General features: G+C 48.6%; 20 protein-coding genes. 17 read left to right on the forward strand and 3 right to left on the reverse strand.

All coding sequences use genetic code 11. The features are described from left to right. Window positions 1-19 precede the first annotated feature (19 nt). Both MPET_RS11200 and MPET_RS11205 read right to left on the reverse strand, forming a co-directional pair. Entirely contained in the window at window positions 20-1432 is a 1413-nt protein-coding gene (locus tag MPET_RS11200; protein ID WP_013330145.1) for a hypothetical protein, read from the reverse strand. A gap of 3 nt (window positions 1433-1435) precedes the next feature. Further along, window positions 1436-3982, reverse strand: a complete 2547-nt coding sequence (locus MPET_RS11205) for a hypothetical protein (RefSeq protein WP_013330146.1) — start codon at window positions 3980-3982, stop codon at window positions 1436-1438. Between the two features lie 375 nt (window positions 3983-4357). On the opposite strand from MPET_RS11205, the gene MPET_RS15370 reads away from it, so the two are divergent. The 7 genes from MPET_RS15370 to MPET_RS11240 all read left to right on the forward strand — a co-directional run bounded on the left by MPET_RS15370 (window position 4358) and on the right by MPET_RS11240 (window position 9425). Further along, window positions 4358-5023 carry a type IV pilin N-terminal domain-containing protein gene (locus tag MPET_RS15370; protein WP_013330147.1) on the forward strand — a complete coding sequence of 222 codons (666 nt, stop codon included), beginning with the start codon at window positions 4358-4360 and terminating at the stop codon, window positions 5021-5023. Further along, a complete protein-coding gene (locus MPET_RS14595; RefSeq protein ID WP_013330148.1) occupies window positions 5017-5751 on the forward strand; it encodes a type IV pilin N-terminal domain-containing protein in 735 nt (244 codons plus the stop codon). The genes MPET_RS15370 and MPET_RS14595 overlap by 7 nt, the downstream gene beginning before the upstream one ends. Then, entirely contained in the window at window positions 5748-6419 is a 672-nt protein-coding gene (locus MPET_RS11220; protein ID WP_013330149.1) for a type IV pilin N-terminal domain-containing protein, read from the forward strand. The genes MPET_RS14595 and MPET_RS11220 overlap by 4 nt, the downstream gene beginning before the upstream one ends. Beyond that, complete coding sequence (locus MPET_RS14600; RefSeq protein WP_013330150.1) at window positions 6416-7078, forward strand: type IV pilin N-terminal domain-containing protein; 663 nt, start codon at window positions 6416-6418, stop codon at window positions 7076-7078. The genes MPET_RS11220 and MPET_RS14600 overlap by 4 nt, the downstream gene beginning before the upstream one ends. A 14-nt stretch (window positions 7079-7092) precedes the next feature. Further along, window positions 7093-7806, forward strand: coding sequence for a type IV pilin N-terminal domain-containing protein (locus tag MPET_RS14605; protein WP_013330151.1), 714 nt, complete (start codon window positions 7093-7095; stop codon window positions 7804-7806). Beyond that, window positions 7800-8540 carry a type IV pilin N-terminal domain-containing protein gene (locus MPET_RS15375; RefSeq protein WP_013330152.1) on the forward strand — a complete coding sequence of 247 codons (741 nt, stop codon included), beginning with the start codon at window positions 7800-7802 and terminating at the stop codon, window positions 8538-8540. The genes MPET_RS14605 and MPET_RS15375 overlap by 7 nt, the downstream gene beginning before the upstream one ends. A 372-nt stretch (window positions 8541-8912) precedes the next feature. After that, the gene (locus MPET_RS11240) at window positions 8913-9425 is read left to right on the forward strand and encodes a hypothetical protein (protein WP_048130834.1); all 513 of its coding nucleotides are present in this window, start codon (window positions 8913-8915) and stop codon (window positions 9423-9425) included. Window positions 9426-9582: 157 nt separating this feature from the next. Here MPET_RS11240 and MPET_RS11245 read toward each other — a convergent pair whose 3' ends face one another. Then, window positions 9583-11355, reverse strand: a complete 1773-nt coding sequence (locus tag MPET_RS11245) for a type II/IV secretion system ATPase subunit (RefSeq protein WP_013330154.1) — start codon at window positions 11353-11355, stop codon at window positions 9583-9585. Window positions 11356-11751: 396 nt separating this feature from the next. Here MPET_RS11245 and MPET_RS11250 point away from each other — a divergent pair, with 396 nt between their 5' ends. From MPET_RS11250 to MPET_RS11295, 10 genes are all read left to right on the forward strand, one after another. Beyond that, a complete protein-coding gene (locus MPET_RS11250; protein WP_013330155.1) occupies window positions 11752-12891 on the forward strand; it encodes an adenosylcobinamide amidohydrolase in 1140 nt (379 codons plus the stop codon). An 8-nt stretch (window positions 12892-12899) separates the two neighbouring features. Then, on the forward strand, window positions 12900-13940 hold the full coding sequence (locus MPET_RS11255) for an ATP-binding protein (protein ID WP_013330156.1): 1041 nt from the start codon (window positions 12900-12902) through the stop codon (window positions 13938-13940). Then, window positions 13937-15865 (forward strand): VWA domain-containing protein, encoded by a 1929-nt coding sequence (locus tag MPET_RS11260; RefSeq protein ID WP_013330157.1) that lies wholly within the window; start codon window positions 13937-13939, stop codon window positions 15863-15865. The genes MPET_RS11255 and MPET_RS11260 overlap by 4 nt, the downstream gene beginning before the upstream one ends. Continuing rightward, window positions 15850-16833, forward strand: a complete 984-nt coding sequence (locus MPET_RS11265; protein WP_013330158.1) for a TIM barrel protein — start codon at window positions 15850-15852, stop codon at window positions 16831-16833. The genes MPET_RS11260 and MPET_RS11265 overlap by 16 nt, the downstream gene beginning before the upstream one ends. 75 nt (window positions 16834-16908) lie before the next feature. Next, a complete protein-coding gene (locus tag MPET_RS11270; protein ID WP_013330159.1) occupies window positions 16909-18135 on the forward strand; it encodes an ABC transporter substrate-binding protein in 1227 nt (408 codons plus the stop codon). A 15-nt stretch (window positions 18136-18150) separates the two neighbouring features. Continuing rightward, the gene (locus MPET_RS11275; RefSeq protein WP_013330160.1) at window positions 18151-19206 is read left to right on the forward strand and encodes a FecCD family ABC transporter permease; all 1056 of its coding nucleotides are present in this window, start codon (window positions 18151-18153) and stop codon (window positions 19204-19206) included. Further along, the gene (locus tag MPET_RS11280) at window positions 19158-20273 is read left to right on the forward strand and encodes an ABC transporter ATP-binding protein (RefSeq protein WP_013330161.1); all 1116 of its coding nucleotides are present in this window, start codon (window positions 19158-19160) and stop codon (window positions 20271-20273) included. The genes MPET_RS11275 and MPET_RS11280 overlap by 49 nt, the downstream gene beginning before the upstream one ends. Next, on the forward strand, window positions 20227-22527 hold the full coding sequence (locus MPET_RS11285; RefSeq protein WP_013330162.1) for a nitrogenase component 1: 2301 nt from the start codon (window positions 20227-20229) through the stop codon (window positions 22525-22527). Before MPET_RS11280 ends, MPET_RS11285 begins: the two co-directional genes overlap by 47 nt. Next, window positions 22521-23828: a nitrogenase component 1 gene (locus MPET_RS11290; RefSeq protein ID WP_013330163.1), complete on the forward strand. Its 1308-nt coding sequence runs from the start codon at window positions 22521-22523 to the stop codon at window positions 23826-23828. The genes MPET_RS11285 and MPET_RS11290 overlap by 7 nt, the downstream gene beginning before the upstream one ends. Window positions 23829-24025: 197 nt before the next feature. After that, the gene (locus MPET_RS11295) at window positions 24026-24874 is read left to right on the forward strand and encodes a sirohydrochlorin cobaltochelatase (RefSeq protein ID WP_013330164.1); all 849 of its coding nucleotides are present in this window, start codon (window positions 24026-24028) and stop codon (window positions 24872-24874) included. Window positions 24875-24907 lie beyond the last annotated feature (33 nt).

Here is a 24907-nt window from a genome sequence, read left to right on the forward strand (position 1 = left end):
TCATAAACACCCGATCAGCTCAGATCGGTCCCTGGTAATTCGTCGTCGTCACTTTACCGCTGTATTCGAGCGATACATCAACCCCTGCATTTTTTACGAATATCCCCAGTACATATTTTCCCGGCGGGTAAGGGCCGGCGATCCTGTAAAAGTCAGAGTCATAGAGCGTCTGCCACCCGGTTTTATCTGCCAGGGTCAATTTCCCTGTATCCTGATCTTTTTCGTAGAGAACAAGAAGCACATCACTATAGGGTGTCATTTCCTTGTCGGACCTCAACGGGTCCATATCCGTAATCCGGAAAGTTATCCGCCAGGGAGTAGATGTATTGGCTTCGGCAAAACCCCAGGGGGTATAGAGAAGCCGCGGTTGTCCGGTTATATCAAGCAGTTTATCGTAAAGACGCCATTTATCGTCCAGTTCCCACGAAACTCCGGAGGGATACCAGACAGTCTGATAGTAGTCATATGTCTGTTCAAGCCAGTCGGGGTATGTCAAAGGATGGCTCCTGATAATGTCTGAAGATAGTAGCTCGGACTGATAATCCAGGTCTTTTCCGAAATCTGCCCTGAATTTGCCACCAGGATTGTACGGAATGCCGCACCATAATGAATCATCGGGGTAGATCTCCGGTGAAATCGAATAAAAAGCCGATGAAGGGTATCCTTTTTCCGTTGTATCGACAGTCCAGAAAGGAGACACTGTAATAATTTCTGTACCATCCTCATTTGAAACCGGATATACGGGCCTTTGTCTGCTGTCATTCGAAATCAGGCCGAGAGCAACTGCTTCGGGAATCACTGTCTGTTCATCGAAAGATTCCGGCGGATAATATACGATTGCCACTCCGTATCCCAATTCCCGTAGAAGTGCTGCGGCAAGAATGGAATGATCTCCCGAATCTCCCGCCCCATCGGAAAGAATAACGGCAGGGGTTCTCGGGTACTCGGAGCTGTGCCCGGATTCGTAATCGGTTTCATAAGGTATCGAACCTACGAAAGAAAATACGAGACCTGTTACGTCCTCTTCATCGCTGTAATCCTTCGATTTGATTATTGCCGAAAGTTGTCCGGCCGTATCCGAAACGACACCGTCGTCCCCGGATGAAATGATATATTCCGTAATATTATCCGGATAGATCGTTCCGTCGATCCCGTATGCGTAGTCCTGGTATACATCACCAGGAACATTTACGTCGATGGACATCTCTTCATCGCCGTATGTCCATGTATACTGTTTATAGCCCAAGGGTGCGTCGTTGTTTTCAATATATCCTGACGAAGCATAATATTCCTTCTCTCCGTTATCTCCCGAATTGAGGAAAGCAAAACCACCGGTGAATTTGTACATTATTCCCGCACCGCTGACGAGGCACATGAGGATTATTGCTATTACAACCCATTTGAAGAGATTTTGATCGATTTCAAGTGCCATTCTTCATTTTCTCCTGATTAGACCTACCGCTATAAGGAAGCACAATATGCCTGAAACCGTAATCAAAGCGAAATCCGGTCCTGAAGACTGCTTTTGGGAGCCTGCCGGCGTGGCAGTGTCGGTTTGTTGCGAAGTTATCGCTGAAGAAGGCACCCTGGTCGGTGAAGTAGTGGAAGGGTCGGATTCCCGGAAAGAAGGATCACTGCCGGGAGAAAGGTTTTCAGAATCGGAAGATGTTTTTTCACCGACAAGTTCAAAAACAAAGCTTTTTTTGACATCGATATCCTTGCAGTTCACCGTCACCTGGTACATTCCCTCGTCCCAGGAGGAAGTATCGATGCCTTCATATCCGAAACTCCTGTAGAAATCGGAAGAATCCGACGGTATTGAATCATCGACCGGAATTTTCATAGCTGTATTAGATTCGGAACCTACATCGAGATCCAGCCGGTTTATGGATAGATGGAGGGTGTCCTTTGTCTGGGTTTTGTCGGGGGTCGTACCCGAAGGAGCAAGGTTGGTTGTTCCCGATATGCTGAGTTCGTCTCCGACAATCATCTCACCCGCCGAATCTATCCTGATCCACGGGTCTTCTATTATGAATTGTGTCATGACATAGATATCATCGGAAAAAGGGCTCTCCAGTAAGTCCACAAGTGCCTCTGCAGCATTTTTGCTCTGGAGAGAACTTAGATCGACGCTATCCCCGAATGTCGTCGTAATTTTTCTGAGACCCGAGCCGTAGGAGTCAGCACTTACCTCGAAGGCCTTGTTTGGCCCCGGATGCTGGCAGACCATATAGTAGATTCCCGGGTATAAATTGTAAGTAAAACTGCGGTTGTATGTAAATCCGTATTCATTCCAAGGGGCTATTTCATCATCGTCATATGGCTCGCCGGAGGATGTAATGCCCGGAGACATCCCAGACATGTTGTCTGCATACCTGAAGTTTGAACCGAATATATACCAGCGAAGTTCGGAGGTGCTTCCCCTGGAAAGCCACCAGCCGTAAAATATGTCCCCTTTGGCAAAGTAGCCGTTGTTGTTGTCATCGAATTTGATATTGAGGGTCGGTTCGCTCAGTGGGAAATCGTAGGACGGAGGCACATTTCCTTTGATATCGGTCCCGGGGCCGCCCGGATAACTGCTTGAAAGATACCCGTATGGCTTAAGGCTGGCATAAATCGTGTATGTTCCCGGTTCGAGATCCTTTGTGTTCCATTCATAGCCCCATTCGCCCAGTACCAGGCTGTATTTAGTGCAGGTAAATGTGCTTTCATCTTCATCAACGACCTCTGCCCCGATATCTTCAAGTTTCGCTCCGTTTTCAGGGAGATTCGGGCCAGTGATATATAGATAAATATCTACGGGTTTTGTTGCACCGGTCACATAGCCTTTAAGCATAATTGAATCGCCAATCGCGAACAAACCTGATTCTATCGCCTCGGTGGGTTCGTTAAATACCAGGCTCATTGCACCGGAAGTTACGATAAAAGATTTTTTTACGGTATTTCCTTCGTTGTCCGTCATTGTAATATCATATGAGTTGGTCGGTGCAGATTCGGGAACAAAAACCTGAAAAGTTTTAGTGCCGGTCCATCCGGTATGGGCGGATATTTCCTGATCGGAGATCAAGTCGTCCCATTCTCCACTCTCGAAACGGGGTGCATCTGAACCGTATAAACTTCCCGATATCGTAATATTGTAACTTGTAAAAGGGACGCCGGTTATAACCAGATCAAAATACGCATTTTGGCTGACTTCCGAATCAAATGATAATGAAGGAGAAAAAGAGGAGGCCGTAAACGAATAGGATACGGATTTTTCGAGTCCGTTCAGGTTATTCGTAGAGAAAATCGCGGTTAATGAGACATTGCCCGTTTGTGACGATACAATACTTTGATCGATCAGATCGAAAACCGGAGCACCAGCAAGTGTTTCGTCCGGTTTGTTCCTCGGATCGATTAAGAGATTATCGAGTGCAACGGAATTCTGGTGAATATTTGTAACGGCGGATGTGGTCAGGCTGTCCCGTGCCAGTGAATATTTATACCAGTTCCCTGAAAGATTCGCACCATCAATATTTACTGCCTGTATAGCGAATGCGATATCGGTCGTCTTTGCTATGCCTGTCGGCTGCTGGGGAAGATTATCAGGTTCGATATCGGTATTGTATGTATATATTCCAATTTCCCCAATTTCCAACTCCCTGACTATACAATAAGCAGAACCCGAACTTCCGTCAGTATAAAAAGGATAATACAATCCGGGTGTAATGTCACTTCCCGTCAGAGAGCCCGTACCGCCGGAGAGCGATATAACACCGAACCGGGTTCCGTCGCTATGAACAAACTGAACGGGTAAAGCCCCTGAAGAATTTGTAAATAAAGAAAAATCCAGATTTTTCTCACCGATAAAAACGACATCCCCCACATTGATTCCGGCATTATCGCCTGAAACTGTTGCATATCGTGCCGACACCGTGCCAATATTGATTAAACAGAGCAACAGGATTATTAGAATAATGCCAGATGTTTTTCTTATGTCCATATCTTTCTCTCTAAAGTCTTTTTTATTTTATTCAGTGCAACAATCCATGACTTAACTAAACTTATTTTGATATAATTTGAAAGAAGACCTTCCTGGCAGATCATCTCTCAAAAATCACTCTTAATTTTAACTCGATAGTATAAAAAAGCCCGATATGGCCCCCTTTTGCTATGCAGACCTATTGTGCAAATCATTTGCACACATATGCTGATCAGATCAGATCAAACAATATAATGTGCATAAATTCAGGAATAAACTTTAAAATAAGCGATTTGCGACTGATTAATATTTGAGGATTGCAAAAACTATCTACCCAATTTTTTAAGATCCTAACTCAATTTAATTTGAGTTGTCTCATGGGTGGAGTTTGAGTTTATGAAAAAAATAAGCAGGAAGGCAGAATTGCCTGCATGCAATGACGAAGCTGTTTCTCCGGTAGTCGGTGTGATGCTGATGCTGGTCGTAACGATCATAATTGCTGCAGTTGTCAGTGGTTTTTCGGGAGGTATTGTCAGTTCGACACAGGCAGCCCCCTCGACGTCACTTGACGTTTCGATTTCGGCATCCTCTACAGGTACGTCAAAGTATGCTGTAATTGAAAATCTCGGGGGAGAAAGTCTGAAAACAGAAGATCTGAAGATCATCAGTTCATTCACCTGTCCCAGGGTAGTGATGAAAACAAGCGTTGTTAATGCGGGAAAAGTGATTAAACACACGATTGACGGTTCTCTTGATCCAATAGAAGCGAATGATCTCATTACAAACACATCAATCGTCCCGGATTATCCGTTTACTCCGCAGACAACTAACAATGGTGATGTCGTTAGCACGAAAACGGCAGACAGAACTTTTGGCACTGCAGTTTTGAGTGCGGGGAGCAACATCCAGTTCGACAGATCCTATTTCCTCGGATTCGATACTGATGGAGATGACTATATTTCGGAATACGGTTTCGCAGGAGATGAGATAGTTCATGTAACTATTATACACGTCCCCAGCGGGAAGACGATCTATGATAAAGACGTGGTGGCTACATGGTGAAAACGATTCGAAGAAATGAAAATGCGGTATCTCCGGTTGTAGGCGTAATGCTCATGCTTGTCGTTACGATCATCATTGCAGCAGTCGTTTCGGGTTTCGGAATGGGTATGCTCTCGGACACGAAATCCGCTCCGGCGGTTCAGATCGGATACGTAGGGGTTATGGCCGAAGATCTGGGAGAAGCAGGCAAAATAGGGCTTGTTTTCGAGAATCTCGGGGGAGATACAATCAGGCTGGATGAGATAAGCCTGAATCTCAGAGAATCGGGAATATCCGATGTGACGGATGCGGAAGGAAATGTGACTGCCACGACCAGAGGGCATGAAGCAGTGGTTTCATATAGGGATCTTCCGTCAGAAACAATCATCGCCGAAGGAGCCAATGCTACAACAGCTGTTTTAAGCTCCACGTATTCATCTTATCGCTTTGCAAAATCACCGGCACGTTCAGCCGGCGTCGGCGCGATAGCTACTTCTTCAACAGTAGTCAGATCCGCATCCAATCTCATAATCGAACCAGGACAGAAGTTCATTGTTCTTGCCGATAAGTACTCCGTCGATGACGGGGATAAATTCGGAAGCGTTTATTACGTTGCAGAACGCGGCAATGCGGCAAATCCATATTCCAGCGGATGGTTCGAGGTCAGTTCGAAGACCACTTACTCGATAGTGGATGATGCATCAGGCTCGATTATATCGACAGGAAATCTTGTGGGAAGTGTAATATGAAGAAAAGATTTGAAAAAAACAACAATCAGAAAGACGTTTCATATAAAGATCTTGCAGTATCGCCGGTAATAGGAGTGATGCTGATGCTCGTGGTTACAATTATCATTGCCTCATTTGTGGCGGTATTTGCAGGAAGTGCGGCAGATTCAACTACATCTGCGCCCAGTGCTTCGCTTGATGTAAGTATCATCTCGAACGGTGGCGACACGAAAGACCAGTATGTCATGCTGATAAAACACCTTGGCGGCGACAGTATTCCGTCAAAGGACATTCAGATCATGTCGTACTATACTTCACCTTCTACATGCACAAACGGAAAAAATATGCTCAGCGGTTCGATAACACAGGGAACCCCTGCAATTTCGGCATCAAAACTGAGCTACAGCGACCAGGATGTAAAGATTCCTTACTTAAACAACCTGGCTGTCGGAAGCCCGGGTGATTCGGGAACGAATTTCGGCGAATACACGTTCAGTGCAGGCGATGTGTTAAGCACCGGCGATAATTTCGGCACGGCGGTTGCAATCTTCGGAATCACTACGACATCGGATATCGATGATAACGAATTTTCGGAATACGGCTTTGATAGGGGTTCTTCGGTGGAAGTCAATATAATTTACGCACCCAGCCAGACGAGTATTTATAAAGGGACGGTGACGGTAGTATGATTCGGAAGATAAACGGAAAAAGAAACGACATGGCCGTATCCCCTGTCGTGGGGGTCATGCTGATGCTTGTAGTTACAATCATAATTGCTTCGATAGTATCTTCGCTTTCGGGAACGCTTGTGGGTTCTGAAAAGACCGCGCCCCAGTCACAGATAGCTGTGGGATATGACGTCCAGATTACAGATACGGACAAGACGAATAATGTCTCGGACAGTCCCCGTAACAACAACCGGTTCACCTTCCGTCTCAGCGGCGGAGAACCGATATCGCTCGACAACATCATGATTGAACTAAACGAGGGCGACAGTTCGATGAAATTCACCTCCGACACCGTACTGAATTCTTCTAATGCAGCTGTAGAGGAGGGAAACAGTCTTGAACTTTATGAGAACAAGGCCGGTAATTCCACTTACTTCGCCGTATCTCCCGGAATGTCGGATATTGTCGGAGTAGGTGACACGTTCATGCTTGTTGCGGATGACAGTTACGACAGCACTCTCGCTACGGATGATTCCATCGAAAAAGGAAGATTCCTTACCTGGACCCCCGAAGGATCGTCCGGTACGTTCAAAGCCCAGTACAACGTTCCTCTCGAGTATATAATCTACGATACCATCAGCAACAAGCAGATCCAGTCGGGAACGATCATTCTTCAGTAACGGAGACGGCTTGTATGATGGCAAAGATAAAAAACAGGGCGAAAACCAGTTTTTCCTTTATCAGGGAGGACGAAGCAGTATCCCCTGTCGTGGGAGTAATGCTGATGCTCGTTGTAACGATAATAATTGCAGCGGTCGTGAGCGGTTTTTCCTCCGGCATTGTCGACACTACGGAGAAATCCCCTACTGTGTCGTATGAATTTACTATAAAAGCCGGAGATACTGCTGACACAGCAACAAAAGCCGACGGATATCCGATCGAACTCCGTGTTCTTGCCGGGGATACGGTCCCTTCGGAAGATCTCCAGATCGTAACCACGTATACAGTTCCGGACACTTTTCGCGGAACTACCCTTGAATACGGGGGCAGGGTAATCAAACATACGCTTGACGGCTCCATATCCCCGTTCAGGGAAGGGACGACATCTTCGGACACTTCAGTAGATGTAGATGACACCGTGGAAGGCTATCCTTTTACCCCGCAGGTAAACGGATATTCGACGACGTTATTCCCGAATACCGGTGGTTTTCAGAATACGCAATTTTTCGGCGTCTGCAACTTCGAACCTAACTGCGTTTATTTCTTCATGTATCCTGAGAAGTTTATGGGATTTGACACTGAAGACAGCCAGTACGGCTATGGAGAAGGATCAGTCGTACACATAACGGTTGTCCACAAACCCAGCGGCACTGCAATATTCGATAAGGATGTGACGGTCAAATGGTAAACACAGATACAAAAAAAGAGGCTGTATCTCCTGTCGTGGGAGTAATGCTGATGCTCGTAGTGACGATCATTATTGCCGCAGTAGTTTCAGGGTTCGGAACCGGTATGATCGGAGATACTCCTACGGCGACTCCCGCTTCGGTTAGGTACGTGGGCATCAGTCCCGGCGGTACGGACAAGGTACTCGACGACGGATTCGTCGGTCTGATCTTTGAAGTTACCGGCGGTTCGATTGATCTCGAAAAGCTTAAATTTTATATTTACGGCAGTGATTACGGAGGCGGCGGAGAGGCCTACATGACATACAACGATGTTCCGTGGAGCAAATATCATATCGGCGGAGAAGGATCAAATGCAAACCAGCTGAAATATCAGTTTAACAATCCCGGAGAAGGTACGCTTGCGTATGATCCCGATGAATTCTACTCGAGCCGTATGATGAAATTTACGAACCTCGACTATACGGGTGAAGGCATGTGCCCCGGCGAGACCATACTGACCACTGGCGACAGGTTCATCCTGTTCTTCGAATATTTCACGCCACAAACGGCGACGAGCTATTCAGTGTCCCCCCCGACACTCGGATTCGGAATGCACCGGAATACCGGAACCGGAGCAAGTACCGCATTCCAGAGCGGAGCGGTATATGCAAACGGCGACGGACAGGGCATTCTCTCAGGCCTTGACGGAACGGTATACTGGGATGGTTACCTGAAAGCTTCAGATATCATCTGATATCCAGGTACAATAACATTTTTATTAACTCCTTTTTTATATCGGGAGAGAAATCCTGATCTTTTAACTATTAATTGGTTAGGAAAGTCTTTCTTAAGAAATAAATAATCAACGCGAATATTTAAGTGAAAAAAAGCTCAGCATATCCTCAAACCCTGAAAGAAACCCCTCTTTAAACTTTTTCAGCAGGGAATAATTTATGAAAGTTTTATTAAGTTAAATCAACTAATATTGTTATACACATGTACCTGATGGTCTGGACAAAAGCATCCATGTAAAAATGTGTAGGGGGCTTTTAAAAAGCAATCGGAAAACGAGAAGGAAAAGGCCATGATGGTTAAAAGAACTCATGAAGAAATTACATCAATTTTAATGGAAACCCTGCAAAAAAGCAGATATGGTCTGACGATCGCCGATGTTGTTCGTGAAACGGGTATAAGCAGAAATACCGTTGGCAAGTATCTCACTATTCTCTGTACCCTGGGCCAGGTGGAAATGCACATCGTGGGGCCGGCACAGGTGTACAACCTGTCGAACCGGATTCCCATAACCAAAGTCTGGCTTGAAAAAGTTCCATTCCCATACGTTCTTATCTCCGCCGAGGGAAGGATCAGGGACTTAAACAGCAAACTGTGTGAACTGTTCACGATTGAGAGAAAAAAACTGACCGGTGAAAAAATGACCGAGTCCGGTATCGAAGTGTTTGAAAAAATTGCGGGGTCGTCGGATTACAATCTTGCAGTTCAGGGAAAGATCAAAAAAGAGACCGAATTTGAGTTGATCGAGGCGGACGGCATAATTTACACGGCATGGACATATCCTGTCGTGCTTTATGACGGAAGCTACGGGATAATCAGTTCCCTGGCACCGCAAAAAACAGAATGAATTATAATAATCATGGTACCTTCAGGACAAAAGGTCCAGTAGAATTAAACTGAAAATGGAGGAACCTGATTTTTATTTCCATGTACTGAACTACAAAAATTAAGAATAATTGAATTTACGAGAGTCACCTGATGCCCCGGCATCACCTCTTTTTCATTTACCTGTTGCAGGTCTTTCTTAACTCGTTTATGAAGTGGCTTATCTGGAGATTGTCATTTATCTTCTTCTCGACAAAACGCTCGAGCATGCTTTTTCTTATCTGGAGATTGTACTCAAGTATCTCGTCATCCCACCCGTGAGTATACGCGATGTCATCCAAAATCCTGGATCTTTTTTGATTTTTAGTAAATTTATCATTTATATGATCCCACTTATAGATCTCATTCCACCTGATATCCCCATCATTCACGATCATCTCATTGATCGAAAGACAGCGCCGGAAACCATGCCCTTCATCAAACTGAAGTCCCTGAATAATCATAAGATCGAGTGCACCGAACATGACACGCGGAACATTTATCGGCTCATGTGTAAGCCTGTTGATGGCTTCACTTACGCCGCCGGCATGAAGGGTCGAATAAGTAGTATGGCCGGTATTCATAGCCTGAAACAGTGTCTGTGCTTCTGAACCCCTTACCTCTCCCACGATTATATACTCCGGACGCTGCCTCAGGGCTGCCTTGAGAAGCATGAACATATCGACATCGGATTCCGTGGCAGAGATACCCGTATCTCTTGTTCTCATGGCAAGCCAGTTTTCGTGCGGGAGCTGGATCTCTCTCGTATCCTCGATAGAGACAATTTTTGCAATCGGCGGAATGAAGAAGGATGTGGCATTCATCGTCGAAGTCTTCCCCGATGCAGTGCCTCCTACGATAATTATGCTCTTGTTGTTCTCAACTGCAAGCCAGATGAAAGCCATTAACTCTGCATCATATGTCCCAATCGAGATAAGATCCGCAGGAGTCATGGGATCTGTCTTAAATTTTCGGATTGTAAAGGAACTTCCTTTCGACGATACTATATCACTGTACGTTATCTGTGCCCTCGCACCTGTCGGGAGAGCGGCATCGATTATCGGCGTTGTCAGGGAGAGTTGTTTGTCCGCTTTCTGGGCAAGTTTGAGAACATATTTATTCAGCTCAATATTGTCGAAAACGAGATTCGTCCTGAGATTGGAATACTTGCGATGGAAGATATACAATGGGATGTTCGCACCGTTGCAGGTAATATCTTCGATATTTTCATCATTCATCATCGGATCGAGCTTACCGTAACCGGTAAAATTCCTCTGCAGGTAATAGATCAGGATATCAGTCCTTTCATCGCTTATTGATGGATTAAAGGATTTTATAGCTTTCCGGACAAATTCAGGATCAACTGTCAGATCTCCTTTCGGTTTAGGAGAATCAAATACCAGGGCTGTTCGAAGGTACTCATAAGTCTCTTCAAGAACAATCAGCTCCTCTTTCGTTATCTTCGGCTCGATAATCGTGTAAGTCAGATCGAACTCCCAGTTCTTCACAATCTTTACATATGAAAAGGGCGGCTTCAGCCAGTATCGCTCAACAACCCAGTCAATCTCTTCCTCTGTCAATTCCGGGAGTAAGTATTCAGTATCCAGATAATCCTTCAGGATTTCATCAATCTTTTCATTGACAGTGTTTTTTCCGTGATCAACGGGTTCCTGTTCCTCACTGTCAGAGTCCGGCCGATCACAGGTTTTGACATCCCGCCTAATTTTCAGCCTGGTTTTAAAAGAGTGAGCAGACCCACCTTCTCCGACCGGTTTTTTGGAAATTCTGGATTTTAAAATATCTTTCTTACCATTTTCATAATTATCTGTAATATTTACATTTTCACCGGCTTCCGGGAGAATGGGATTCTCTTCTTCCGGTTTTGCCGGATGTGACAGCAGTGGAATTTTCATATAATTTCACCTCGAGATCAAAGGAACATTTATTGATCCGCCCTCCCCCATCAGAATCAAATTGTATTCGAAAAGCAGCTTCCTAAAATCGCCCGGATAACCATAGGACCGGATTATCGGCCGGATAATTATTATAAAGCTTACCTGACAGAATATCTGAACAATATATCAAATTAATTTTAAATATATCTTTTTTATTTGTTTTGCAACAGGAGAGATCGTCTGGCAAAAATAACTTGAAATGCCCTAAATTTTCACTGCACAGGCCACATAAGCGCATTAAGAACGGGCATTCCCGGATCAACAAAAATAAATTTTCACAAACACAACATATATTTATCCGATGTTTTGCAGTTCCCGTTATTATTGCTGAAAGTCGAACAGCAGGTGTTTTAATTGACTGATAATATTTCTGAAAATATAGACAATAACAAAGATCCCGTCCTGATATTTGAAACGGCCGGGAAAGAGAAGATATACCGGTGCGACACTTCCATTGTCGTCAGACTCCCCCCGAATAGAAATGCATTGACGGTTTCCGAGCTCAACGGAGGTTACAGGGAGGATCTCGAAGCCGTATTCAATCACCAGCCGAAGCCCTCGCAGGGAAAGCACAGCTGCTGCAATCTCGAAGGAAACAGCGTTCCGGAGTACCTGAAGATCACGGCAGTACGTCTCGGATTGGATCCGGCCAAATCAACAGGAATGATGACGGCGGCAAATATGAAGAATGCCGCAGTCTCGAACAAAAGTTTCAGGGATATCGATGTAACCGCAATCGTCACGGCAGGGATCGAGGTCAACGGCGGAAGAGCAGGAGATCCTGCTTCCTTTTACGAGGAGGACTGCGAATTCGAACAGATCTGCGGGACGATAATTACAATACTCATAATAAATGCAAATCTTCCCGATAGCACTCTTGCAAGGGCAATCGTAACGGCAACCGAGGCGAAGACGGTTGCCATCCAGCAGCTCATGGCCCCGAGCAGGTATTCGAATGGTATTGCGACAGGTTCGGGAACGGACCAGATATCAGTCATCTCAAACCTTGAGAGCAAAAACAGGCTCCAGAATGCAGGCAAGCACTCCAAACTAGGGGAGCTTATCGGCAGGTGCGTAATAGAGGCGACCACCAAGGCACTTGAAAAGCAGAGCGGCCTTTGTCCCGAGTCACAGAGAGACATGATGGTGAGGCTCGAAAGATTCGGGATTGATGAAAAGAAGATCTGGAGTATTGCATCGCGCCTCGAAGGAGAGAACAGGAGATCGGTCTTCATAAAAAACCTGAGGGAATTTTCAAAAAATCCCGATGTTGTAGCGATGACCGCGTCCCTGCTTCACATTCAGGACGAGATAAACTGGGGTCTGACCCCGGAGCTTTCAGGAAAAAGAACAGCAATATCGATTATGAAAACCCTGCCGGAGCTTGCCGGGGCGAAAAAACGCCCGCAGTCCGATATCCTGCTTGATGAAAGGGTCGCGATAATCGAAAACTGGATCAGGATCGTTTCCTGGTGCATAAAAAACGGCATTTGAGGTTTATCATGAGCAAAGATAACCCGGTTTATCCCTTCTCCGCCATAGTGGGGCAGGAGGATATGAAAGACGCACTCCTCGTCAATGTAGTCGACCCTTCCATAGGGGGAGTCCTGATCCGGGGTGAAAAAGGGACTGCTAAATCGACCGCAGTTAGGGCGACAGCCGACCTGCTCCCCGAAAAAAAAGTAATTAAAGACTGCATCTTTCACTGCGAAGCGGGACAGACCAGGTACCTCTGCCCTTCATGCAGGGAGCTGATCGAATCCGGCAGAGTCCCTGAATATGAATACACCAGGATGCGTGTCGTAGAGCTTCCGGTAAGCGCAACGGAGGATCGGGTGGCAGGAACCCTCGACATAGAACACGCGATTACAAAAGGCAAAAAGAAGTTCGAGCCCGGAGTTCTCGCCTCCGCCAACGGGAATATCCTTTACGTCGACGAGGTGAATCTGCTCGACGACCATATCGTCGATCTACTTCTCGATGCCGCGGCGATGGGCGTCAACTTCGTCGAACGCGAGGGGATATCCTACTCCCACCCGTCACGGTTCATCCTCGTCGGGACCATGAACCCCGAGGAGGGAGACCTGCGGCCACAGCTTCTAGACAGGTTCGGCCTCTCGGTGAACGTCGAAGGTGAGAAAGAGATAGCCACAAGAACGGAGATCATCAGGAGAATACTGGATTTCGAGAGAGATCCGGAAAAGTTCTGTGAATCCTATGAACCGATGCAGCAGGAGATTCGTGATCGTATTGAAGGAGCGAAGACGATCCTTGGGGAGATCGAACCTGACGATCATCTACTTGAGACCGCGGTAAAGATCTCTCTCCTCCTCGGTGTCGACGGGCACAGGTCCGATATCACCTTTGTAAAGACAGCAGTGGCTTTCGCCGCACTCGGCGGAAGAGATGAGATCGTGCGGGACGATCTTATCAGGGCCGCAGGGCTGGCACTACCGCACAGGACGAGAAGGCTTCCGTTCGAAGACGTAAAACCGGAATTCGACAAAGTAAAAACGGTCATCTCGGAGTGTTACGGCAAGTGAACGAATATCCCGTTTTCCCTTTTCCGGCCATAGTGGGAAACGACTCGGCGAAGAAGGCGATACTCTGCATTCTCTTAAACGAGGATCTTAAAGGGCTGCTCATTACCGGCGGCTGCGGTTCCGCTAAAACGACCCTCGCAAGATCTGCCGGGAAAATATCGGACGGTAAAAGCACAACAATTATTCCGCAGAATACGACAGGGGAGAGGCTCTTCGGCTCCATAGATATTGAAAATGCGATAACTGAAGGAAAAATCAGCATTACAAAGGGAATTCTCGTGGAAAGCGACCGGAGGATAGTCGTTGTTGACGATATCAACCTCTTCGATGAGAAGATTATCCACACAATACTGGATACCGCCGGTTCCGGGAACCTTCTGCTTGAGAGAGACGGATTTTCGGAAAACATCCGGACCCGCTACATTCTTGTCGCGACTATGGACCCTGAAGAGGGCAGACTGTCATCCCGGATACTCGACAGGTTCGACCTTTGCGTAGAGACCGAAAGGATAGAAGACGAATCTGCCAGGTTAAAAATTATCAAGAGCTGCATGGCCTTCGAGAAGGATCCCGTTTCCTTTTCGAAAGAATACTCCCCTGAGATTGAAGAACTCAGGGAAAATATCAGAAAGGCTAAGGAGAGACTCCCCTTCGTGACGATTCCCGGGTCACTGATAGAACTGATATCGGAATTATGCATAGAACTGAATGTCTCCGGGCAGAGGGGAGACATCGCGCTTGCAAAAACAGCCAAAACTCTTGCTGCAATAGACGGAAGAGACAACGTCGTCTTTGAAGACATCAGGCAGGCCGCCCTCCTGGCGCTGGAGCACAGGAGAAGAAGTCCTCCCCCGGGCAGTCCTCAGCGAAATCCCCCGGATGAATCCGAACCGGAGGATAGGAGAGAGAACGAAAATAATCGCGACGATGAGGAGAGGCCAGGGAAAGGTAACGACAAAAATGCTGAAAACCGGGAAGATCTGCCAGATCACGGCAACCGTGAAAGCCCGGAAAACACCCCCTGGGAACCGGGAGAGGCACCACCCGAACAGGTATTTGAGATCGGGTCGGCATTCAACATAATCGAATTCCTGGACGAACATTCACTGTCGCGACTGAGATCAGGTAATCCGGGAAGCGGCCGCAGGCGAAGAAGCACCAGTAGCGACAGTAGCGGACGTTACGTTTCGTACAGGCATCGCGACAGGAATAAGAACGACATCGCAATCGACGCAACATTAAGAGCCGCCGCACCTTTCCAGACCGCGAGGGACCGGAATGGGCTAGCAATAAAGGTCGACAGGGAGGACCTGAGGGAGAAGGTCAGGGAAAAGAGGACCGGCGACATCATCCTCTTCCTTGTCGACGCCAGCGGTTCGATGGGTGTAAAAAAGAGAATGGTGGCCGTGAAAGGGGCTGTTCTCTCTCTTTTGAACGATGCATACCAGAAGAGGGACACGGTCGGGCTCATGATATTCAGGAGAAAAGAGGCGACCCTTCTCCTTCCCCCGACCAGGAGTACGGATCTCGCACATAAGTTGCTGAAAGAGATCCCGACCGGGGGAAGAACCCCTCTTTCGGAAGGTGTCGCCTCAGCTGTGAGACTTCTCTCACAGGGGCGATACTCAAAATCCACGGATTCGAAGACGATCGTTATACTGACGGACGGCAGGGCGAACTACTCCGGATCGGGCAGGAACCCGTATGAAGAGATGAGAATGACAGCCCTTGCTGCATCTGAAAAGAAGATCCGGTTCGTCGTCGTCGATACAGAGGAGGGATTTCCAAGGCTGGATTTTGCAATCGCACTCGCATCCGAACTCGGCGCCACCTACCTCCGCCTCGACGAACTCGACAGCAGAAAACTCGCACAATCGATAGAGACTATTGTAAAAAAAGGAGCACAACCATGTTTAAAGAACTGATAAACTTTTCAATATACGAGTACGACTTCAATAAATTCGACGACAACTGGGACAACCTCAGGGATTTAATGAAGAGGCAGCAGATAGACGGCATAGAACTCCTCGTCAACTTCGAAGAGGTTCCTGAGAGGATACCGGCTGACATCGTATCTTCGGTCCACCTCCCGTCTTTCATGGGATGGTACAGGTTGTGGGAGGATCAAAACTTCAGGATTCCCGAAGAGATCCCGGAAGAATCGGTGAAATATTTTTACGGCGGATACAGCAGGGAAGAGGTCGTATCGAACTTCTGCGAATCCATCACATATGCGTCTGTCCTGGAACCCGAATACGGCGTATTTCATGCGGCCTATACCGAGATCGGTACCGCTTTCCAAAAAATCCAGCCCTATTCAGACAGGGAGATCCTCAAAGGAACAGCAGAATTCCTGAATGAAGTCGCATCCAGCTTCCCCGGAGGAGAGCCTCCTTTCGATATCTATATAGAAAATCTCTGGTACCCGGGACTTACGTTTCTCGATCCGGAAGCCGCATCGGATTTCACAGGGATGCTTGAATTTAAAAACTGGAAGCTCCTGCTGGACACCGGCCATCTGATGAACGCGACCGGTTCGTCGGTCGAAGAGGAGAGATCAATAGAAGCGGTCCTGGATCTGCTCGGGAGGCTTGACGAAGAGACCATAGACAGCATAGCCGGAATCCACCTTCACCTCAGCACATCCGGCGATTACCTGGAGAAGATCGAGGAGCCGGAGAATTACCGGAATATGACACTCGACGAGAAGTATGCGCACATATACGAACTTCTCAAGAACGTGGATCAGCACCGCCCCTTCTCCTCGGAAAGATGCAGGGAGATTGTGAATTTCATCTCCCCGGATTTTGTGACCCACGAACTCCCGGGAATGACAGCGGAGGAGATCGAGAGCAGGATTGCCCAGCAGGTCAACTCGCTTCGCAAAACCTGAATTTTATTTGAATACAATTTTGGCTTAATTAAAAAAATATTTATTTAGATTAATTAAATTTTATCTGGACAAGATATGGATATCAAAAATAAAGATTTGAAAATATTCTGCATTCTGGTTGTAGTGGTGCTCATTGCGGCCGCCATTGCGATCCTGGCATTTTCCTGGGGGCCCGAGGAAAGCAGTGGCTACGATAATCAGGCCGGTCCGACAGCAGGTAGCGGAAAAGATTATTTTTCATCGAAAGCCCTGCCCGAATATGCCGAAGGCTTCGAAGTGGAATACCATGACAACTACAAAGTCCTCAGCATTATAGACCCCTGGGGGCGGGAATCAGGAAACCGCACCTACCTGCTCGTGCAAAAAGGGACTGAGGTTCCTGCCGGATACGACGATGCCGCGGTATTCTATATTCCGGTCGAAAGTGTTGCCGCCCTCTCGACTACCCAGATCCCGCATATCGCAAATATCGGAGAGATCGACACTATAAAGATCGTCAGCAATATCCAGTACATCAATAACCCGGAGATAATCGATCACTACGACGAAGGGCTCATTCATGATGTCAGCACGGCGGACAGCAGCATGACAAGCGGGCTGGACGCCGAGATCCTGATCGATGCAGAGCCCGATGCGGTCTTCGTCTCGGCTATGGAAAACCCGGATTATGACGACAGCTCAAAGATCAGGGAGCTCGGATTAAAACCGGTCATCGTCAGTGAATATATGGAGAAAACTCCTCTTGCCCGTGCCGAATGGATAAAATATTTCTCGCTCTTCTACAACAGGGAGGAAGAGGCCAACGCCCTTTTCGACGAGATAGTGTCCAGGTATGATAACGTCTCCGCGAAAGCGAAAGGAGTCGGTGAAAAACCAACCGTATTCTCCGGGAATGATTACTACGGCACCTGGTATATGCCGGGCGGAGAGAGCTACGTAGCACAGTTGATCGAAGACGCCGGAGCGGACTATCTCTGGTCCGATGATAATTCAACCGGCTCGATCCCGCTCGACTTCGAGGCCGTTTACGACACGGCCGCAGACGCGGACTACTGGATCAATATGGGAACCGCGAACACGGCCGGAGAACTGCTTGCTGAGGACGAAAGATACTCCAAATTCGATGCCTTCCAAAACGACAGCTTATATAACAACAATGCAAGGGTGAACGAATTCGGCGGAAACGACTACTGGGAATCGGGCGTAGCGAGACCTGACCTCGTGCTGATGGACCTGATTAAGATATTCCACCCGGAGATCCTGCCCGATCATGAACTGTACTATTATAAGCACATCGAATAAAACGGAGAATCCTGATTGACATTACCTGCGGCGTGCAAAATTTCGGGGATACTCTTCCCCGCAGCTTTATTGATCCTGATAACTCTCTTCGTCCTCGATCTCGTCCTGGGGTCGGTAAATATCCCTATAGAATCGATTATCTCGATCATCACGGGGGCGGAGACGAAGGATACGTGGATCAATATATTTTATGACTGGAGGCTCCCCAAGACGCTGACCGCTCTCCTTGCAGGCGCTTCGCTTTCCGTCGCAGGTCTCCTCATGCAGACGCTCTTCAGGAATCCGCTCGCAGGGCCGTATATTCTCGGGATAAGTTCGGGGGCAAGCCTCGGCGTCGCAATAGTGATAATGGCCGGAGGGATTTCAGGATCGATTGTTGCATCGACCCTCGGGCTCTTCGGGAATCTCGGGATTGCAGTTGCCGCAACTGCAGGGTCGGCAGTTGTCATGATATTGCTTCTTTTCGCCTCGAGAAAGATCGAGAGCAATATCACGATACTGATAATCGGCATGATGTTCGGGTACATCACAAGCTCTATCGTCTCCGTTCTGATGCAGTTCTCTGCTTCCGAGACGATGCAGTCTTACGTATACTGGTCGTTCGGAAGCTTCTCGGGCGTGACCTGGTCGCAGCTCTTCATACTTCTTATAGCTTCGATAGCCGGACTGGTGATCTCCTTCCTGCTGGTAAAGCCGCTTAATGCACTGCTCCTGGGGGACAAATATGCAGTCAGCATGGGGATCGATTACAAAAAAATCAGGTATATAATAATCATAAACACCTCGCTCCTTGCGGGAATCGTCACCGCGTTCTGCGGCCCGATCGGGTTTCTGGGAGTCGCAGTCCCGCATCTCTGCAGGAGCCTGTTCGTTACGGGAAACCACAGGACACTTGTCCCTGCATGCATCATCATGGGTGGTATAATCGCAATAGCCTCGGACATAATCGCACAGGTGCCCGGGACCGGGCTGGTCCTTCCCCTTAACGCAGTCACGGCACTATTCGGTGCGCCGGTCATCATATGGATTATCCTGAGGGGCACGAAATACGGACGGGGGATCTCCACGTGAACTCCCCTGAACTCCTTTCATGCAGGAACCTCGCCATCGGCTATTCCAGCAAAAAGGGAGGAGTAAAGAGAGTCTCCGAAAACCTGAACATCACCCTGGAGAAGGGCGAACTCGTTTCGCTCATCGGCCCGAATGGATCGGGCAAATCCACGCTGATCAGGACACTCACTGCTCTCCAGCCGTCCCTCGAAGGCGAAGTCCGCATCAATGGCAGGGATATCAGGTCTTTCTCGCCCGAAGAAAAAGCGAAGACCATGAGTGTTGTGCTTACGACTCCGGTGCAGGCCGGAAACATGAAGGCATTCGACATAGTTGCGCTCGGAAGATACCCTTATACGAACTGGGCGGGGAGCCTGGGAGCAAAAGACGAAGAGGCGGTAATGAACGCCCTGTCGTCTGCCGGAGCGGCGGATCTCGCCCATCGTTTCATCCATGAACTGAGCGACGGTGAGAGGCAGAAAGTAATGATTGCAAGGGCGATTGCACAGGATCCGGACCTCATGGTCCTCGACGAGCCTACGGCCTACCTGGACCTCCCGCACAAGATCGAGATCATGCGTGTCCTGAAACAGGTGGCGCATAAGTACGGAAGAACTATCCTCCTGTCGACCCACGATCTGAATCTCGCGATAAAATGCTCGGACCGGATGTGGATAATGAAGGGCGGCGGGGAGTTCAGGTCTGGAACACCGGAGGACCTCATACTTTCGGGAGAGCTCGAATCTGCATTCAACCTCGGAGGGGTCAGATTCGACAGGATGAAGGGGGACTTTACGATACCTGTCGAAAAGACCGGGATGGTGCTCCTGAAGGGAGAGCAGTCCGCCGAGTATACATGGACTGTGAACGCCCTGGAAAGGACGGGCATAGAGATTGCCGGGGGGCCAGGGCAACCGGATGAACCGGGCAGTCCTGAAGATTCATGCATAATCTCCATAGAAAAAACGGACGAGGGGACGAGATGGATTGTCAGGAAAGAGGACACCCAGTTCGGGATGACATGCGAAAGCATAGGGGAACTTGTTTCGGCACTACTGTTCTTATTCAAAGGAGGCGGCAGCGATTAAAATTGCAGTATACGGGAAGGGAGGAATAGGGAAATCCACAATCTCGGCCAATATCTCGGCCGCACTTTCCCTAAACGGGAACAGGATCCTGCAGGTGGGCTGCGATCCCAAACACGACTCCACGAGACTGCTCCTGGGAGGCAGGGTCCCGGAGACCGTCCTCGATTATATCAGGGAAGTGGCGCCGGAACAAAGAAGTCTCGACGACATAGTCTTCTGCGGTTTCGGTAATGTCGCATGCGTCGAAGCCGGCGGCCCCGAACCCGGCGTAGGCTGTGCGGGCAGGGGCATCATCACCACGTTCGGTCTTCTGGAATCTCTCGGCCTGGGCCGGATCGATTTCGATTACGAGATATACGATGTTCTCGGCGATGTCGTATGCGGCGGGTTTGCCGTCCCCATACGAAAGGAGTACGCTGAAACGATCTATCTCGTAACTTCCGGCGAATTCATGGCGATCTATGCTGCAAACAACATCCTCAGGGGGATCAAAAACTTCGGCGATTCGCCGGAGAGGGTCGCCGGGATTATTTACAACAGCCGGAACCTGAAGGACGAAGACGAAAGGATTCGTGCATTTGCGGAAGCGGTGAAGCTGCCTGTCGTCGCCCGCATTCCGAGAAGCGATCTCTTTGCATCCGCGGAGAAAGAAGGAAAGACCGTCATAGAAGCATACCCGGATTCCCAGGAGGCTGAAATCTTCAGGGAGATTGCGGCGAATATCTCCGGGATTCGTCCAGCAGGCGGCGGAAGACTTCACGGAGCCCTTCCGCTCGACGACGAGACCCTCGAAGCCGTTGTCCTGGGCGTTCGTAAAAAGGATATTCACAAAAAAAGGACGCACCAAAAATCCGAACCGGCCAAAGCAACTACACAGAATGCATCACCTACGCCCTCATCTGCTCACTGTCCTTTCCGCCCCGGCGAAAAATGCAGCACTGATGTATCCGATAAAAAAACGGATGCCTCCGTGAACTCCCGGACGAAGTATCCTCTTCACGGCTGTGCTTTTGCAGGTGCGGCCTGCGTTACCGCACAGATAATGGATGCCTACACCATCCTTCACGGCCCTAAGAGCTGTGCCCACATGATGTGGGGAATCATCGAGAATTCACTCCTCAGGATGAACCGCCTCTACGACTTTTCCACGGATTTCGATATCACGAAAAGAACAGGGACCACTAACATGGACGACGAAGATTTCATCTTCGGCGGAGAAGCAAAACTGAGAGCTGAAATCGGGAAGGCGATCGATAACGGCTGGAAGCATATCTTCATAATAACAGCATGCCCACCCGGAATAATCGGGGACGACACATCACTCGTCGCGGAAGAGATGATGAAACAGCACCCAGGAACAACAATCGAACCTATCCCTGTCGACGGGAATATCGATGGGGATTTTTCGCAGGGATACATCCGCACGTTCGGGATAATCGCGAGGTACATCGACCGGAGCGGCGGGGGAAGAAAGGAGAATTCGGTCAATATAATCGGGGAGAAGTCGCTTGCAACAAACGAGGAGTACGACTTCGGGTCGATAAAAGATCTCCTTGACGCTATCGGGATCTCGGTGAACACCCGTTTTATTACCAGGACCGATATCGCTTCGATCAGGAATCTCGACAATGCATGCATGAACCTCCCTGCACACGGCGACTTTACCTCGGCGATGATCTCTGAGATAGTAGCCGGGAATTCCTCCCTGCCCTTTCTGAATATGCCGTTTCCGACGGGATTCGGGGAGACATCCGCGTGGCTCACGAAGATAGCGGAATTTTTCGGCAAAACGAAGAAGGCCGAAGAACTGATCGAATCCGAAGAGAAGATCTACAGGAAGAAGATCTCCGGGCTGAAGGTATCGACGAAAGGAAAGAAGCTCCTGGTCAGTACATATTCGCGGAATATCGACTGGATCATCGAACTCGCATGCGATCTCGGGATGGAGATCGTCCGCATCGGCCTTATGCATTCGCCTGAAAAAGAGCCGCTGAGAACACGGTACGAAGACCTCCCTGTAAGGGACGATTATGACCCGGAGATACGCAGAGAGGAGATCGGATTGCTCTCCCCGGACCTCGTGCTGCTCGACCGGCCGGCCCCGGGGCAGGGAGAGTATGTAAGATACGATACCATACCCTATTCCGCGGGATTCGGATTTCAGGCCGGGCTTTTCTGGGCTGAAAGATGGAGCAGGGTTATGAAACTGCCGCCTGCCGAAGAGTGGAGATATGACGGAGAGGACGTATGCTGAACTTCGACTGCGATGGATTTTACGGGACACTGTTTGCCATAGAGGGGATATCGGACGGAAGAGCAGTACTCAACGGCCCGACGGGATGCAGGGGCCACCCGGCATATTTCTCCGACCGGGTCTTTTCGAGAAACAATCCGTTCAAGAAGATAAACCCTGAAGAATTTTTCTTCTTCGGGCTGCCGAGAATACCGTTGACATATCTCGACGCCGACGATTACATCGCCGGATCAGGTGAAAAGCTGGAGGCGATACTGCCGAAGATCGCGGATATGGACGGGTCTTTTATCGCGATCGTAAATTCACCGGGAGCGTCGCTTATCGGTGACGACCTCAACAGGTTCCTGCGTGATGCAGGACTTCAGGAGAGATGCATGGCCTTCGAGAGCTCTTCGTACTCGGAAACGGTGGCAGCAGGCTTCGATGCCGCGATAGTTTCGGTACTTAAATGGCTGAAGTTAAACCGTCTCCCCGGAATCAAAAAGAGAATCAACCTGCTGGGGCTGAGCATATACCACAAGCACTGGGAGGGGACGCGGGACGAACTGGTGAAGATCTGCATGCTGATGGGGCTTGATGTCATATCTTCACCCGGCGCCGGCTCATCCGTTGCAGAGATGAAGGAATCGGCCTCCGCTTCATTTAACGTGATCGTCTTCCCTGAATATTCCGAACGGACTGCAGGATGGTACGAGGATGAACTGGGCATTCCGTCTATAAGATCCCCGCATGGGGCTCCGGTCGGTTTTTCGGCAACCGAGGAATGGATAAATACAATAGCAGATGCCACCGGCGCCGATCCCGAACCTGCGCTTGACTACATAAAAGAGATGAGAAGGATTGCTTTCCACAAACTCGGCAGGTTCTACAACGAGAGAGGATTTCCGAAGGGAATGACTTTTTCAGTCGAAGCCGACGCATCAATCGCCCTGCCGCTGGTCAGGTGGCTCTACGAATATCTCAATATGTTCCCTGTCTCGGTCTCGATCAAACCTGAAAGCGATGCCGGGTACGGCAGAACCCTCTGCGATTTTCTCGAATCGAATTCGATCGGGGAATCCCTCCGGGTCAGACCCGATGATGTCCCGTCGGATGTTTTCGTAGGCGAAGGCCTAAAGGGTTCGATATTGAGGAACAACGGCCTCTGCCTCGCGAATATCGATATCGCAAACAGGAGCGGCGATTATATCGACGTCGTGCCGAAGACTCATCTCGGCGGCGCCGGTGCACTCTACCTGCTCGAACAGATCCTTAATGCGGCCAACAGAATAAGATACAAAAACTTTTTAAATAAAAAATAATAATTTGAGTTTTAAGCTTCATGACAATAAATATTTTTATTTTTTTTTTCACGACAAATTCGATCTATTTTAACTCAAATAATTATAATTTACAATAATTCGGATCCAAAGCTTTCTAAAACAAAATAGAAATATTTTTAAGCATAAAATATACACTATTGATCGAAATATAAATCTATCCAATAGAGTGAAAGATCATGAAAGGACATGGAAACAAACCAGAAAGCCACGGAGCGGTACTTGTGGTCGCGATGGGAACGACTCAGGAGGAAGGCCGTGCAGTGGTCGACAGATGCATTGAGCTTGTGAAGAAGACGTATCCCAAGGCCGACGTCGAATTCGCATTCAATTACGAAGCGGTGAGGCTGGTCCTGAAGGAGAACGGCGAGGAAGTGCTCAGCCCGCTTGCCGCCATGACGAGACTTCTCGACAAGGGGCACTCGCAGGTCGTAGTTCAGCCGCTTTACCTCACGCCAGGAATGGGATACCACGAGCTTTACAGGATCATCGTGGCATTAAACGATCTTGCAGGAGCACACGGTGCGATCGGCTTCGACGGAATCCTCATAAGCAGACCACTGCTGATGAACACGGAGGATTATTTCGAAGTCGCGGAGATTATCGATGGAATCTATGCCGGATCTCTTGCCGAGGACGAAGCCCTCGTACTTGTCACTCCCACCTCCGAAGGAGGAGCGGACACCTCGCTCTGCCAGATGCAGATGGTCATGGACGACATCTGCAAGTCCGGAAAGATCGTGATCGGTGCGGTTGGCGGGTACCCCGGAGTAGAAAGAGCAGTCAAAAGGCTCGGACATGTCGGGGCGAAAAAGGTCAGGCTCGTTCCCTTCTCGCTCGTACCGGGGATACATGCATGGATCGAGACCTCAGGGGAGAGCAATCCGGATTCATGGAAGAAGGCTCTCGAATCGGAAGGCTACCAGGTGACAGTCGATGAAAAGGCCCTCGGCGAGCATGAAGAGATCATAAGCGTCTTTGCCGGAAGGCTGAAGGACGCCGTGGGTTCGCACGGATTTTTAAAATAAAAGGGATTTTAATTCCGTAATTAATTTTTTTTA

The organism is Methanolacinia petrolearia DSM 11571, assembly GCF_000147875.1.
Lineage (GTDB): Archaea > Halobacteriota > Methanomicrobia > Methanomicrobiales > Methanomicrobiaceae > Methanolacinia > Methanolacinia petrolearia.